The following is a 16,293-nucleotide window of genomic DNA, read 5'->3' as shown; positions in this document are numbered from 1 at the left end:
AAAAATGAAGAATTTACCATTCAGTTAGACTATGTCACTCCGTTGGGAAGTGATGAAGGTACGCTCCTTGAATATGGGGCTAAAAATATCATGAGAAAAGCAGAAAGCGATTTTGCTTATTTTACCGCTCAAGGTACCGATGGAGCATTTGAGCAAGTGGACGACATTGCACTTTCTAATGAATTCAGCTATGATCAGAACGTAACTGCAGGTTACTTCACCTTTATGAGAAATTTTCTCAAAGATTATACATTTAAAGGAGGCCTAAGGTATGAATACACAAATATTCAAGCAGACTTTAGAAATGCAGAATTGGACACAGATATACCATCTTACGGCCTATTTGTTCCAAGTATGAATTTGAGCAGAAAACTAGAAAATGGCAATATGATCAAAGCCGCATATAACAGGAGGGTTCAAAGACCGTTTCTTAATTTTCTAAATCCAAATATCAATGCTGCTAACCCGCAGCAAATATCTCAGGGAAATCCACTTTTGGATCCCGAACTGACAGATAATTATGAAATGTCCTACAGCACTTACATTGGCAATTCTTCAATAAATTTCACTAGTTACCTGAGAAATACTACAGGTTCTATTCAACCAGTGAGGACAGTTTTAGATGATGACATCATCTTTACAACATTCGAAAATATCGGTAGAGAAAGAGCATATGGACTTTCTATATTCTCAAACATCAACCTTAGCAACAGGTTCAATCTCAGTGGTAGTATTGATGGGTATTTTGCACAACTTGACAATGGATTGGCAGATCCACTATTTGCGGCAAGCAACAGTGGTTTTGTGCTCAGCGGTCGTGCTAGAGCCAGTTATTTGCTGGGTAATGATTGGCAATTGGAGGCGTTTGGCTTTGCTCGTGGCAGACAAGTACAATTGCAAGGTTCTGCCGGAGGACTTGCCATCTATAACCTGAATCTCAATAAGCAATTTGCTGAAAAAAGAGGAAGTATTGGCTTTGGAATAGAAAATTTCCTTATGCGGGAATTTACCATGAGAAATGAATTGGTTACTCCAACCATAGTTCAGCAGAGTACTGTTGGCATACAAAACATGAGTTTTAAAATCAATTTTAACTACAGAATTGGAAGACTCAGTACTGATTCCAAGAAGAAGACAAGAGGGGTTACAAATGATGATATCAAAGATAGTGGCACTGATAACTCCATGAATTGAAGAACTGAAATCGGTACATCAAACCTTGAACTCAGATAAAGCCCAATCTGAAATCTAAATTGATCAACTGAAACCGATACACCAGACCATTAACACACATACACCCTGTCATCCTTCATCCTCTAATTAATCCTCAATCTAAAATCAATTCATATGTACCAAACCACTAAAAGCCTCGTAAATCGCAAATCGTATTTCGTAAATTTGTGATTTCCTACTCCACAATCCTCCTAGGAATATCCAAAGGCAATCTGGTAAGCAGTTCGTAATTGACTTGCTGGGTTGATTCGCCGAAAGAGGCTACAGTGATTTCGTTGTCTCCCTGTTTGCCGATGATTACCACTTCATCACCTTTTTGTCCTCCTTCCAGATCAGTGATATCTACTGCAATGCTGTTCATCGTTACTGTACCTACTACAGTAACGATTTTTCCTCCTATCAGTACTTTTCCCTGATTACTCAACATGCGGCTGTACCCATGGCCATAACCAATGGGCACTAAAGCAATGGTCATATCCCGTGGAGCCATATAACTGGATCCATATCCAATGAATTCCCCCATTTTTACAGTCTTGGTATTCATAATGGAGCTTTTCCAAGAGATCAATCTTTTTAGGGGGTTTTTGTTGTTTTCCGGAAGGGTTTGAAACTTATACATATAGGTTTCCATGGTCGGCCAAAGGCCATAAGAAGCAATTCCGATTCTGACCATGTCCATAATAGTTTCAGGATAGCTGAGGGTTGCCGCAGAACAGGCTGTATGATAACTTTCAAATTTTACACCTTGTGCAGTAAACCATTTTTTAAATCTGTTGTATTCTTTGATTTGCTTGCGGACACGCACATAATTACTGATGCTTTCGGCTCCGGCATAGTGTGTGCAGAGCCCTTTCAAATCAAGGTATTCCTGGTTTTCCTTAAGCATTTTACCTAACCACTCTCTGTCACTCCATTCAAATCCTGTACGATGAAAACCTGTTTCTACCTCAATGTGAATCTTTGCTTTGGTCTTGGTTTTTTTAGCAATCTCTATTGCCGCTTCGAGTCGATCGAACTCAAAAACGAAAAAACTAATTCCTTTGAGCAAAATTTCCTCGAGATCGGAATTCTCCAACATGCCCATGATCATTACCTGCGAATTGTGAAGGCTGCAGTTATATACTCTCAAAGCTTCATCTGCACTGAAAGTGCTAAAGTGGCGAATCCCATTCTCTTCTGCCATCGGGACAATGTTTTCTATACCATGACCATAGGCATTTCCTTTGACTACAATTGAGATTTGCGTGCCTTCGCCGACTTCATCTTTCAAAAAATTGATATTCTTTTTGTATGCCGTTTTGCTGATTTCAATGTAAGAGGTGTGCTGCATGCTTCCTTAAAATAAAAATTGCTGATTCGTTTATATAATGAAAAAACCCGAAAGATTGTTCCTTCGGGTTTTTTTGAAAGCAAAAGGCATCTACTTTTTAAGCTTGATTTTGATTTCTGCCATTCCTCCAAATGAAGTATAATTGGCTACAGTTTCTGCAAGTCTATCCCCAAAATCACATTGATTACAATCCAATACTCCTCTCGTAATAAATACTCCTATTTGATCTTCTGGAAAAGTACCCTGCCAGGTGTCAGATCCATTTATATATTGGGCAATTAGATTGGCATGTGTCCCCTCTGCGTTCCAAGAAAAGGTCCTAAACAGCCAAGATAATTGTCTTTTGAACCCATAAGTTTTAACGGTATAAGATTCATGATTGTCCTCTTTGGCAAACACTGCTGTATGCCATACGCTGTATCCAACACTTATACCCTGAGACCCACCTTGTGCTGTATAGGGTTTTGGGGTTCTTAAATAGGTGATTGGAGTAAATGGAACATGAATGATCTTATAATTGTCATCATTTTCGATATTAACTTCTCCTTCAGCTGTATGGTATTTAAACCATTCCCCTCCATCCTTTCTTCTCAAGTAGATATCTACTTTCAGATTTTCAACTCCTTTTTCTACATCTTCATCAAGTGCCTGATAAGTAAGCCTTGGTCTGGATGTAGTGGTATTTGTCATCTTTCCTTCAAACTTGCCATACTGTCCTGGTGTAGACCATTCATATTTATATTCGAAAAATTCTTCCTGTTCAAAAGCAGCTCCACTTAACCATTCTACATATAATGCTACGGATTGTTTTTCTTTTCCGACTAAAGTGATTCCATCTGGTTTGAGTACCAACCTTGCCGGTTTGATTGTCAATTTGGATGTTGCCTCTCCGATTTTTGTTTCGTTGGGGCCTTGCTTGACATAGACTTCAACCGATATTGTTTCTTGGGCATCGTCAGGAACAGCTGCCCGATCAGAGCGGTAGGTAATGGATTTCTGACCGTTCTCAATAGCCTGCCCGCTATTGCCCAAATTATCCCTTAGCGATCCATAATTGCCGGACGTTGACCACTTGTAGAGAAAAGCCTGTCCCGCGCTGAGTTCCGTTTTGGTCTCTACGGTAAATTCTTGATTGGAAAGAGCGGTGATTGAGGCTGTTTTTGGAAGAAGCTTGATGTCATGCTCTCTTGCGGTCACCAAAAACTGCTCAATGGGTCTGGCATTGATCAGATGTGCTGTCAGTCTGCCTGCGTCCCAAAATCCCAGTGCTTTTTCGATCAGATCAAAAGCTTTCAGGAATTTGGCAGTTCGGCTTTTGGTCTGAAGGTCCTTGGTGTCATATAGATTACCGAATTCCGGGTCTTTGGCATATTTGGAAAAAATCATATCCAGTAATTTATTTTTGGCTTTATCCGCAACTGCATCCTGCAAAGGGTCAATAAAAAGCTTCTCCAATGACTCCTTCAACGCTTCCCTGTACTGTCCTTCCTCCACCTTTTTGGCGATTTCCGGATATCCCTCCATAAAGGAGGTAGTTGCCGAGTTCATCAGTTCCAAAGGCCATCCCTCATCCCCATCCACTTTGATATTGTTGTTGATAAAGAAGCCAATGGCAGGGATCAGTGCTTCCACTAGAAAAGTCTGAATTGCCAGTTCAGTGTACTTATCCAATTCTTTGGCAGTCATCCTGTTTTGGGCACTGTTCCCGAAGGTAGGCCCAACCAACCTGATGGCATATTCAGCTTCCGATTCATTTGCGCCCAGGGGAATGGAAACAGGGCCGGTTTCCTTCATAAACACCTCAAGCCCATTTCCCGCCAGGTGATCCGCCATCACCCCGATGATGCCTCCAGACTTGTTGGCCGCGTCTATGGGGGTTTCGCTGACTATTTCCGGGCTGTTGGACTGGTTGAAATTCTCAGACTTGAAAAGCTCTGTCTTTTTCCCTTCCTTGTCTTTGAAAGAGAGCTTATACATAAATGCATGGGCTGCGCGGAGGTATTGGTTTCTGATCATTACCGACTGGAAATCATTCTCGAAAACCTGTATTCCGCTTTTGTATCCTGTAGGATCCACATTCACCTGTCTGGCACGGATATCTATCTCCTCTCCTTTTTCATAGAAGGGTTGTACAAATTCTCCCAATGCAGACATGAATTTTTCAGTCTCAAAGAGCTTGTTATCGCTGGCATAAAGTCCTGCCAGTTTCTTTTTGAATTCATCCATTCCCGGCAGACTTGCCGCTTCATCAGGGTATTTTTCCTGAACAGATGAGGGAAGGGTAAAGCCGCCGAGCCCTATGAAAGCCAAGGCTTCTGCCGATGACTGTATGCTGAGGGTTTTGTTTTTGTGGCTGATAAAACCCAGTAAAAGGATGTTGTCGTCCTTATCCTGAAGAAAGGCCAGCTGGCTTTTTCCATGCGGTACAAATACTTTGGAACTGTTTCCCTGCAACGGATGCTCCTTGAACGCTCCGATTACCTTGGCGCCATTCAGGTCTGGACTGACATTTTCAGGGAAAACCACATTGATATCCAAAGTGGGATAATCAGTGGGTTGTGGTTCTGGGTTTGGATCGGGATCCGGGTCGGGATTATCCGTGATTGGCGGGAGGTCTGGTTCTTCCACATCTTTACAGGAGTTGACTGCCAGAAAAAAGGCAAAAAACAGCAGGAGGTAAATCTTCGGTTTCATGAGGATAAAGGTTGGATATATCCTTACATCGTAACCTCGAGGGCTTTGTCATCGAAACTTTTGAAAAAAATATTCCCGGAGTTTATTAAGCTCCGGGAAATAACCATCTAAAAGAAATAAGTGTCTATTTCAACCTGATTTTCACCTCTACCATGCCACCAAATTCTTGTAGTCTTGTGGCATTCTTAGCTGTATTTTCAGCTGAGGCTGCACCATTTGTAAGGTAATATATACCAATTACGTCATCAGGCATTTTATCAATATAACGAGGTGCGGATAGCTGACGATTTAAATCAATTCTTACAGGAGGGCTGTTTTCTGCTTTCCATGAAAAAGTTCTACCTTCCGAAACCGGGATTGTGGGTTTTTTATATCCATAAAATCTAACTGTGAATTCTTCATAGTTTTCATCTGGTGGAAAAGTTGCGTGAAGAAAGTTGGTTCCTCCTCCATGCTGACTTGTAGCACTTTTGGATGTGAATACAGTCAAAGGTAATTGCAGGATCTTAATTTTGTCATCATTATTGATTTTGACTTTTCCTTCAGCAGTATGGTACTTAAACCAATCTCCTCCGTCTTTATTTCTCATATAAACATCCACTTTCAGGTCTTCTTCCTCTTCCTCTACATCCTTATCAAGTGCCTGATAGGATAGTCTGGGCCTTAAGGTTGTCGCATTGGCCATGGTTCCTTCAAATTTCCCATATTTCCCTGGGGTGGACCATTCATATTTGTATTCAAAACTGCTAGCCTGCTCGAAGGCGTCTCCGTTTGCCCATTCCACATAAAGAGCTATTGATTGTTTGTCTTTTCCTGAAAGGGTTACACCATCCGGTTTGAGTACCAAACTGGCCGGTTTAACTGTGAGTGTGGATGTGGCCTCACCGATTTTGGTTTCATTGGGTCCCTGCTTCACATAGACTGTTACCGAGATTGTTTCTTTTGCTCCATCGGGAATATTAGAGCCTTCTGCCCTATAGGTCACCGTCTTCTGACCATTTTCAAATGACTTCCCGTTGTTTCCCAGGTTATCCCTAATGGTTCCAAACGTGCCGGAGGTAGACCATTTGTATAGAAAAGCCTGTCCATCACTCAGTTCGGTTTTGGTCTCTACTGTAAATTCTTTGTTGGTAAATACAGTCACAGAAGTTTCTTTTGGCAAAAGCTTGATGTCATTGTTTCTTGCAGTAACAGTAAATTCCTCCAGGGAATTGGAATTTAAAATGTGGTAGGAAAATCGCCCTATGTCTGTAGCAAGGATTACATTATCAACCAAGCTCATTATCCTGAGTACCTTGGCTGTCTTTTGATTAACTTGGCTAGGGGTTTCCAAGATTCCTTTACCATCCTGGGCATTTGCTACTCCGGACATAAATGCTTTGACCAAATCAGGCCAATTGCCTTTCTCAGCATCAAAGATCAATTCCAGAAACTTTTTCAGAGCCTGTTTAAAATCACCCTTCTCGATATAATCACTCAAAACAGGTTCTGCTGCGACGATCTTCTCTATCATTTCGACGAAGCCCTTATAATTCTGAAGATAAGGGCTGTCCCCTTTTTTTGTTTCATAGCCTATAACTGCGGACATAGCCGGCAATAAAAAATCCAGGGCAAAGGTTTCAATCATCAACCTGTTCCATTTTTTGTTTTCATCATTGGTCATTTTGGAATTTGCATTGGGATAATCCAATGTTCCGGCACCTATAATTCTTACTTTGTAAGTTGCTTCGGATTCATTTTCCTCCAATGGAATATTTACAGGATCAGAAACTGTTTCGGCAAACTCCATTCCGCTGCCGGCTGCCCAATCCGAAAGAACACCCAAAAAGCTTTGTATGGCATTGGTTGGCACTACAGAAAAATCAGATTTGGCTTTTTCAGAGCCTCCAATACTTGGAATCAATACAGTCTCATTCCCGTCTTTATCTTTGAATGCAGTCTTGAAAAGAAATGCATGGGTCCTTCTTCTGAATCTGTTTTTGAGCTCTATATTTTGAAAATCAATGTCATAAATCTGTATGCCGCTTTTTACTCCGGTAGGTGAAACATTGATCTGTCTTGCCCTTATGTCAATTTCTTCCCTATCCGGTCCTAACTCTTCATAAAATTTTCTGAGCTCGCTCTCTATTCCCAATCCTTCCAACAATTTGGGGTTTTGTGATATGCGTGCCTGTACTGCTTCGGAAAAACTTTTGAATCCAGGCAGTTCATGGAAATTGCCAAATAGCCTTTCATCCAGTTCACCCGGACCAAAGACCAAATCTGAAGAAAAATACGCCAGTACTTCCGCTGTGCTTGCAGGGGATATTTCCTTTTGGCTTTCATTGATAAAACCCATCAGCAGGACATTGTCCTGATCATCCAATAAGTATGAAATCCGGGTACTTCCACTTGGTATTACTGCAGAAGCATTTCCGCTTTCATTTACAGGAAATTCAATAAATCCAGTTAGCAGGGATGTAGCTCCCAAATCAATATCGCTGTTGGCAGGAAGTGTTATTGTTACACTGAGCTTGGGAAGATTTTCACTGGGATCGGGATCAGGGTTTGGGTTCGGATCAGGATTGTCTGTGATTGGCGGGAGATCCGGTTCTTCTACATCTTTACAGGAGTTGACAGCCAGAAAAAAGGCGAAAATCAAAAGGAGGTAAATCTTTGGTTTCATGATGATTAGGGTTGGTATACCCATACATAGGAAAACTTAAAAAATGTCATCAAAATTAAGCGAGCAAAATTATTTTTTGAGATAGTAAAAAGTGAGCAACGAAGCTAAAATTACACCCAAAATCAACAATAACCAGCTGCGATTTGGATTCAATCCATCGATCGGATCGGGGTCTCCTATCAAAATCAAACCTGCCCAATACTGGGGAGAAAGCGTCCTGCCTTGAGCCGATTCCAAGTATTGCAATTTGGCTAGACGGAGAGCCCTATCTTTGGGCAGTCCTTCCTTGATATGATTCAGAAAAAATTCAGTGATTTGATTACTCGCTTTTTCATCAATTTTCCAAAGACTGGTCAACAGACTCTCACTTCCCGAGTAAGTAAAAGCATGGCTTAAAGAAATCATTCCTTCACCGGGCTGATAGATTGGTTTTCCTGTTTCACAAGCTGTCAGGATTGCCAGTTCAGCCCGTAAATCGGTGTTATAAATCTCGTAGGCATAAATAGAATTGTCCTCATTGACCAAACCTTGTCCACTAGACTTGGCAAAGATCAACCTGGAAAATGCAGGGCTTAGATTATTGGATTCAGCATGTGTGCCGATATGAATAATTTTGTGATTACCGGCCTTTTGCCTGAATACTTCCGGGGTCGACTCATCCAGTATATAGCGCTCGCCACCAAGTGCTTTGCTGGTGTTTTCAGCCAAACTCAAGGTGAATGGCTGAGGCAATAAGGAGAGATATGCTTTGTCAACCAATGAGCTGTCTTGTACAAAATCCCTGTATTTCTCCTTCATATTGTCTATAAAGCCGGGTGCAAAGACGATATAATTTGCAGCTATTTTTGTTTTGGGTTTTTGCCTATTTAGAGAAAGGCTAAAATTATAATATATATCATGTTTGGCTAAAAGGCTCTTTTCTGCAAATTCCCGATAGCTCTCCGCCTCTTCGGCCAAAAGCATATCAAAACTCAAATTAAACAGTATGCCGTCAGGGATGACAAGTACTCTTTCTTCCTCCAAGTCCTGTGCAATGGGTAGCCAAAGCTGTTTGTAAAGTTCATGACTGAAAGTGCAGATAACTTTAATTTCATGCCAGTTTTCTGAGAGTTTGCTGATTAAGTCAGGATTAAATTCCAAAGGATGGAGCTTTTTGGACCCCTTACTGAAAACCAAGGCATACAATTGCTCCTCCACAAAAAAGTAACGGACAGCCTGTAGAGCATTGGGAATATCAATGTACTCTTTGCTGATATTGGCATATCTAGTTTGGTAATATTCCGGGTACTCCTTTTTCAACATGGAGATAAAATCTTCCCATTCTCCTGAAATCTTCAAAAATCCCGATAAAGAACTTGCTTCTTCCAATTCATCTCTCAAGCTGGATTTGAGTAAGGCTTCCTTATCTAAAATTTGTTTTGGCACGCCTTTAAAGGCTACCCACCCAGCCTGGTTTACCTGAGCGCGGATCTTGGCATAGACTTCAGATTCCTGAACAGCTAGCAAGGAATTCAAGTAATTTTCATCCCCGGTTTTGTCATATAGTTCAATTTGGATCTTTTTGATAAAAGACAGGAGTTCTTGACTTTGACTTTGAAGAATACTGATATCATCAGCATTGTTTAGCGTGTTTTTTCTTTTTTCCAATACCATTTGGGCTGACATCAGTTTTTCCAGACTTGATTCCAAAAAAGAAACAGTAGGATCCTGATTTAAGTAGTAATCGGATTTCACTTGGAGTAAAATAGCCTGTGGTTTATCAAATTCTACCCTGACTGAATCCAGACTTCCTTGGGTATTTTGTATCAAGGATTCCAAAATCTGAAGACTTTCATCCGCAAAATCCTTGGCCTTTCGATATTCCTTCAAGTTAAAATATACTTCTCCCAATTGTAGCACTTGTGTAAAACCAGCCACAGTCTTTTTGCCATCTATCAATGTCACGTAGTCAAAGCCCTTTTGTGCCAAATCAAGGGCAGTTTTTGCATCATCATGAAGTGAAAAAAAACGGGAAGCATTGCCTAAAAACCCTAAGTACACATAGTCAGCATTTTCGTTTAGGCCTTTCTGAAAACACTCATTGGCTCTAAGGAAATGTACTTTGGCTTTATCAAATTCCAGGGTGGATTCATAAATTAAGCCCAATGTGTAGTGTGCATCTCCAGCCTGAATATAAAATTCTCCTTCATTTTGAGCTATCCCATCCAAAGCATCTAAAAGATATTGTTCTGCAAGAGCAAAGTTTTTGAGAGAGTTTTGGGCTTGTCCAATATGGATTTTGGTTTCAATGATTTCCGGATGAAGTACATCAAACCGTTTTTCTTTTTCGCGCAGGGTATACTCATGCAGCTGTAGCGCTTTTTGGTAATTTCCTATATTTTTATAAACAGCTGCAAGGTTGGCTATACTGTAAAAAAGTGAAATATGCGCCCTGTTCCATTTAGGGTCATCTTTGGCATTTTCGATGAAATACTGATTCAAATCAATGGAAGATTTTACCCTTTTGATGCTTTCCTGAGGATTACCCTTGACATCGTATACTGCAGCCAAGTTTCCTTCAATCATCGCTTTTCTGTAATGAGTGTTTGTAAGACTTGGCTCCATTTCATCCAAGAACCGAATTCCTTCCAGCCAATAATATTCAGCAGAATCCCATTTGGCTTCGTACCAATAGCGCACGCCTATGTCATTGAGCACATTGAATTTACTTTCTTTGGACGTTTCGGAGTCTTGATCAAAACCCTTCAAAGCTCTAAGAGTATGTTCCTTTGCTTTTTCGGGAGTCCCCAACAAATTGGCAATTACACCCAAATTTCTTTCAATCAAAGCCCATTCTTCAGGTCTGTGGTCAGGGATTTGAAAGGTATATGCGAGTGCTTTTTGGTTGGCATCATACGCCATTTGGTTTTTGCCTGCTTCTAGATAGTAAGTGTGTATTTCCAAATGGGCCTGCCTCCTAACCCTTGGGTCGGCTGTCATTTCAAGTATGAGATTCAAAAAGTCTTCAGCGGCTTTTATCCCTTCAAAGCTCGAAGCCTCTTTTTCAGCAATGTAACCTGCGTAGGGAATAAAGTAGGCCAGGCTAAGATATTCTTTGCCTTCCAGGTAAGGCGCAGTAGATTGGTCAAAAACTTGTTTTGCCGCATCCGGTCCTTTTTCTGAAAGTGTTCTTTGAATAGCCGCTAATTGCTCATCTACCTGAGCAACGAGAAAAGTCGGTACCAAGAAAGTCAAAAGCCCTATGAAAAGCCTGCTTTTCATTGCTCATGAATCGAATTTAAGAGTTTCTCTTTTAGGGGGTGATCCGTTTTATAGAGTGCGTTGACCGCATCTTCCATTCTTCCCAGCTTGAGATAGGAAAGTGCCAAATACCAATAATTGTCATCTGTAAATCTTCCTTCGGGTAATTGGGTCACTTTTTGGAAATAAGCTATTGCTGGCTCTGTTTCTTCCTTAGCCAAATGTGCCGAACCCAAAAAATAATTCAAGGTATCATTTTCCGGGTTTGATTGATAGAGCTTTTCCCACCTTTCAATAGCCTCCTGATAATTCCCTGACTTGTACTCTACCATTGCACGGTCAAAGTCATAAGAGGACTCAGAACTCATAGCAGTAATCAGACCGGGGTCCTCTATATAAAACTGCGCAAACTGCCGGGAATGAAAGGACTCTGAGGGATAAAGTATCCACACAGCCCCTGCAATGAATAAGGCGATGGCAGCCGCTGCAGCCCAAGCCCATGCATTTATTTTTTTTGAGGGTGTTTGATCTACTTCTGAGTTGGTCATCTCCTGATGAAAATTATCAAGTGTATTTCTCAAAGCTCCTTCTTCAACTCCCAAAATCAATGCTTTTACCTCCTTGTAATTTTGCCTGAGAAGTTCATTTCCCTCCATCTCAAGTTCAAAAGCTTCCATGTCCTGTGCACTTAGATGGCCAAGAATATATTGTTCTATTCTTTCAAACTCTTCTTGCGGTATGTGATTTGGGTTATTCAATGCTTTTTTTGGTCTTAATTTTCCACTTTTCTTTCAGCTGCTGAATGCAGCGGTACTTGTTGTTTCGGGCAGTAGCAGAGGTCCAGCCAAATACCGAGGCGATCTGTTCCATATTTTCTTTTTGAAAATAGAATCTCTTCAACACTTCTTTACAGGTATCCCCCAGGTTCTTGAATTCCTCTACAACCCACTGGTGATATTCCTCGGATTCTGTCCCGTTCTCATCCGTAGCTAAATGCAGATTTGTATGAATCTCCACATTTGTGTTTTTTTTGGAATCTCTCAAATTATCCAACCATTTGTTTTTTGCAATCTGGTATAGGTAGCCTGCCACTGCAGTCCCGTTTTCAGGTACGAATTTCTCCATTTTGACATTCTTCCAAAGCACTACAAAGGCCTCTTGAAAGATGTCTTTTGCATCATCACTGCTTCCGTTGTTGTTTATTATAAAGTTTTCAACTTTTTTGAATTGGCTCTGGTAAAACCATTTGATGATACCGGAATCATTGTTTTTGATTCCGGATAGAATTTCTTCCTGAGTATATTTTTTAAAAGTATAATCCTGCATAACAAAGAGTGATACAGAAATATACAATAAAATGCTTTTCACCACAACAGCTCTGTGGTTTTTAGCACATTAAATCTGATAAGATAGATTTACTTTCATATTTCTTTTTTAGTGTAGCACTGTCTACTTTACATAGGTTATTAATCCAGATGTCATCAAAAAATTGGGAAAAAAACCAGAATTAATTTCCATAATGGCATTTTGTTCTGTTTTTTTCCCCAGACCGAAGTAAAATACTTCCTTGAAAAAATCACCCCTAACTAAACTAAAGCTGATTTATTTCCTGATAAACAAAAATTGATGGATTACATGATCAAATCATTTTGGCTGCTGGTTCTGTTTTTAGTGATCAGGTTTTAAAGGCTGTATTGGAGTCCAATTACCACTGTAATGGTTACCGGGCTGAAAGCTAGGGTCATTAGTACCATGGTATTCACCAAACTCATTGGTGTACCAGTAATTGTAATGCCCTTCTTTTTTGATCTGCTGTCCTGTGTATGGATCGCTAAAGCTGCTATAACCCGTTATTGCATCAGTTACGGATGCATTTCCGGAATATGAGCTGGATCCTCCACTTCCGAAATTTCTTTCATACCAGGCCTGATTTTGCTGGTCAAAAGTCTGCCTCATAGATGCCATATTTTGCTGGTGGGCATTGAATTGCTGTCTTTGTTGGGCCCTTCTAGCTTGGTGATCCTGAGACATGCGTTGGGTTTCCATATCGATGATTTGGGATCTTTTGGCATCCCATTGGGGATTGACTTTCATGTCCATGTCAATTTTTCTTTCTATTGCAGCTGCAAAAAGATCCTCGGGAGCAAGTGTAAAGCCTCCAATGATGACTCCTGATTTGACAGCCATGCCCGGGTATTGGTCTATTGCACCCAGCTTTACTACATTGAGCTTTCCTTTGTAGGGAATATTTTTTCGGAAAGCGTTGAATTCCATTTTGATGATATCAAAATCCACATGTGCAACTGAACCGTAATTGTAGTTTGGATTCGTAACCAAATTTTCTGCATACTGTCGGTATTGTTTTCCTTCATTCGTATTGAGTGCCTCATGGTCTTTTCGGAAGAGAGAAGGGGAGAATTTTTCCAAAAATGGTTGTGAGCAGTAATGCATCAGATAATGAACAAGATTTTCAAAACCCGTCCCTACTTCTTGCCCATATTGGACTGAAGAAAAATAATTCATCATCAAAGGCAAAAACCCTTGAATCTCCCCTTCAGGGCTCTCCATGGCCAAGAGAAATTTCAAATATCCGGAGCCGTTTGGGTTGGAAGCTATATCCTGATGGAGCACCCAAGCTGCTGGCACCTTAAGGGTCATCATGGTCATGTTCAGCGCTTGGTCTTTTACCTCCACTATTTGCATGCTGGAGGATTTTGGGAGTTCCTTAGCCTCTGAAGTAGACTTTTGGATCCTATCATTTTCAGTCATTGAAGGGTTAGGGTCATGGCTGTGTGAAGCTTTTTCATTTGGGCCGGCACAGGAGGTGAAACAAATACAAAAGCTGAGCAGCAAAAGTGTAGGAGTCAAAAAGGATGGTTTCATGTCAGTAAGGGTTTTGTACTTTTTATACCTTAGCATTGCGGAATTAAAAAAATGTCATCAAAAAAAAGGGGCTGTACATTTATTTGCCTTCAGTGAATGATTTTGTGCAAAAATGGCCTTTCCACACTTTTTCTGTTTTCTGCAATTCGGAAAATCTTTATTATCACATAAATTCCCTGTTATGAAAAAGTATCTCATTCCCATTATACTATTAATTGCCTGTCAGAAACAGGAGGTATCACCGCCTGAACCAGTCTATCCCATTCCTTCCGAACGCCAACTTGACTGGCATGAATTGGAATATTATGGCTTTGTACATTTCAACATGAATACTTTTTCAGATATGGAGTGGGGGATGGGAGATGAAAGCCCCTCCCAATTCAACCCAAGCCAACTGGATACCAGACAATGGGCAAGAATAGTCAAAGATGCGGGCATGAAAGGAATCATCATTACGGCAAAGCACCATGATGGATTTTGCCTTTGGCCTTCTGCATATACAGAACATTCTGTAAAAAACTCACCCTGGAGGGAGGGAAAGGGGGACCTGATCCAAGAACTGAAAGAGGCCTGTGATGAATATGGTTTGAAAATGGGAATTTACTATTCTCCCTGGGACCGCAATCATGCAGACTACGGTACAGAAAAATATATTACTTATATGCGTAATCAGTTGAAGGAATTACTTAGCAATTATGGGGATATTTTTGAAGTTTGGTTCGATGGGGCAAATGGGGGAGATGGATACTATGGGGGAGCCAACGAAACCCGAAAAGTAGATAAAAAATCCTATTATGACTGGGAAAACACCTTTGCCCTCGTAAGGGACTTGCAGCCTGATGCTGTGATATTCGGAGATGCAGGTCCTGATGTCAGATGGGTGGGCAATGAGCAAGGGTTCGCCTATGAAACCACCTGGTCCAACCTTTTGCGGGACTCGGTATATGCAGGGATGCCGGAATACTCGGACTTGTATGCCTCAGGACAGGAAAACGGTACCCATTGGGTGCCGGCAGAGGCCGATGTTTCCATTAGGCCGGGTTGGTATTACCATGCTTATGAAGACCACAAAGTCAAAACCCTTCCCCAGCTTTTGGACATTTATTACAAAAGCATTGGCAGGAATGCCGCACTGCTGATCAATTTTCCTGTGGACAAGAGGGGATTGATCCATGAAAAAGATGAGGAGCAGATTTTGAAATTGGCAGATAAAATCAAAGAAGATTTTGAGGTAAATCTTGCAATCTCTACCACTGTAAGAGCCAACAATGAAAGGGGGGAAGAATACAGGGTAAATAATGTTTTGGATGGTAACAAGGACACTTACTGGGCTGCAGGAGAAGGAGCGAAACAGAGTCATATTACTTTTGAATTTGATCAGCCTACATGGGTCAATAGGTTTATGGTGAGGGAGTATTTTTCTTTGGGCCAAAGGATAAAAAAATTCAGTCTTGAAGTGGATACGGGTAGTGGCTGGACATTGATTGCTGAAGGGACTACGATAGGAGCCAGGAGAATTTTAAGGTTTGAAGAAGTGGAGGTGAAAAAGATGAGGTTAAATATACTTGACTCCAAATCAGAACCCTTGATTATGGAAGTTGGGATTTTTAACGCTCCCAAGCTGGTCACTGAACCTGTGCTCAAAAGGAAAAAATCAGGAGAGCTCTACTTCGAGATACCAGAAGGAGGAGTCGACATATTTTATAGTCTTGATGGTTCTACTCCTGATTTCCAGTCTTCCATTTATGAATCACCTTTTACAGTGGATCATCCTCTACTTCTAAAAACAATGGCTATGGATAGGGAAACGGGCAAAAAAAGTGAGGTGTTGAGTTACGCAATTGATATTCCCAAAACTGATTGGAAAGTGATTTCTCAGGACTCCCAAGCAGAAAAAGCCATAGATGAAGATCCCCAGACTTTTTGGAAGAGTGACAGCAATGAAATTGTCATCGACTTGGCCGATATGATTACAATCAAAGGCTTTACCTATTGGCCGCCCCAAAATAGGTTTATGAGCGGCATTATTTCCAATTATGTGTTTCAAGGAAGTAAAGACGGGGAAAACTGGAGAAACCTGGCTGTAGGAGAATTTTCTAATATTCAGAATAATCCTGTATCGCAGTTGGTAAGTATCCAGCCTACAGATGTCAGATTCATCAAATTAAAAGCAGAAAAAACTTTGGATGGAAATCCTGCGTCCTTTGCGGAAGTAGGTGTGGTTACAGACTAGGGAAGTAACATCAAA

9 protein-coding genes are annotated in these 16,293 nt (G+C 40.9%); 2 read left to right on the top strand and 7 right to left on the bottom strand.

All coding sequences use genetic code 11. From position 1 onward, the window contains the following. On the top strand, window positions 1–1,194 hold a 1,194-nt coding region (locus EA341_RS12915), incomplete at its 5' end, for an outer membrane beta-barrel family protein (protein WP_293015151.1). 214 nt (window positions 1,195–1,408) lie between these two features. On the opposite strand, the gene alr is transcribed toward EA341_RS12915, so the two are convergent. From alr to EA341_RS12880, 7 genes are all read right to left on the bottom strand, one after another. Beyond that, window positions 1,409–2,563 (bottom strand): alanine racemase, encoded by a 1,155-nt coding sequence (gene alr / locus EA341_RS12910; RefSeq protein ID WP_293015149.1) that lies wholly within the window; start codon window positions 2,561–2,563, stop codon window positions 1,409–1,411. A 90-nt stretch (window positions 2,564–2,653) separates the two neighbouring features. Further along, on the bottom strand, window positions 2,654–5,257 hold the full coding sequence (locus EA341_RS12905; protein ID WP_293015147.1) for a hypothetical protein: 2,604 nt from the start codon (window positions 5,255–5,257) through the stop codon (window positions 2,654–2,656). A 124-nt stretch (window positions 5,258–5,381) separates the two neighbouring features. Further along, window positions 5,382–7,922, bottom strand: a complete 2,541-nt coding sequence (locus EA341_RS12900; RefSeq protein ID WP_293015145.1) for a hypothetical protein — start codon at window positions 7,920–7,922, stop codon at window positions 5,382–5,384. Between the two features lie 69 nt (window positions 7,923–7,991). Further along, window positions 7,992–11,183, bottom strand: a complete 3,192-nt coding sequence (locus tag EA341_RS12895) for a CHAT domain-containing tetratricopeptide repeat protein (RefSeq protein WP_293015143.1) — start codon at window positions 11,181–11,183, stop codon at window positions 7,992–7,994. Further along, window positions 11,180–11,920 carry a tetratricopeptide repeat protein gene (locus tag EA341_RS12890; protein WP_293015141.1) on the bottom strand — a complete coding sequence of 247 codons (741 nt, stop codon included), beginning with the start codon at window positions 11,918–11,920 and terminating at the stop codon, window positions 11,180–11,182. Before EA341_RS12890 ends, EA341_RS12895 begins: the two co-directional genes overlap by 4 nt. Further along, the gene (locus EA341_RS12885) at window positions 11,913–12,530 is read right to left on the bottom strand and encodes a sigma-70 family RNA polymerase sigma factor (RefSeq protein ID WP_293015137.1); all 618 of its coding nucleotides are present in this window, start codon (window positions 12,528–12,530) and stop codon (window positions 11,913–11,915) included. The genes EA341_RS12890 and EA341_RS12885 overlap by 8 nt, the downstream gene beginning before the upstream one ends. Window positions 12,531–12,830: 300 nt before the next feature. Further along, the gene (locus EA341_RS12880) at window positions 12,831–14,045 is read right to left on the bottom strand and encodes a hypothetical protein (protein WP_293015134.1); all 1,215 of its coding nucleotides are present in this window, start codon (window positions 14,043–14,045) and stop codon (window positions 12,831–12,833) included. Between the two features lie 181 nt (window positions 14,046–14,226). Between EA341_RS12880 and EA341_RS12875 the strand changes: the two genes are divergently transcribed. Continuing rightward, window positions 14,227–16,278, top strand: coding sequence for an alpha-L-fucosidase (locus EA341_RS12875; protein ID WP_293015130.1), 2,052 nt, complete (start codon window positions 14,227–14,229; stop codon window positions 16,276–16,278). Window positions 16,279–16,293: the final 15 nt, after the last annotated feature.

The organism is Mongoliibacter sp. (genome assembly GCF_007692705.1).
GTDB lineage: Bacteria > Bacteroidota > Bacteroidia > Cytophagales > Cyclobacteriaceae > Mongoliibacter.
The sequence above is the reverse complement of the archived record's forward strand: the minus strand, read 5'-3'. Positions and strand labels throughout refer to the sequence as shown.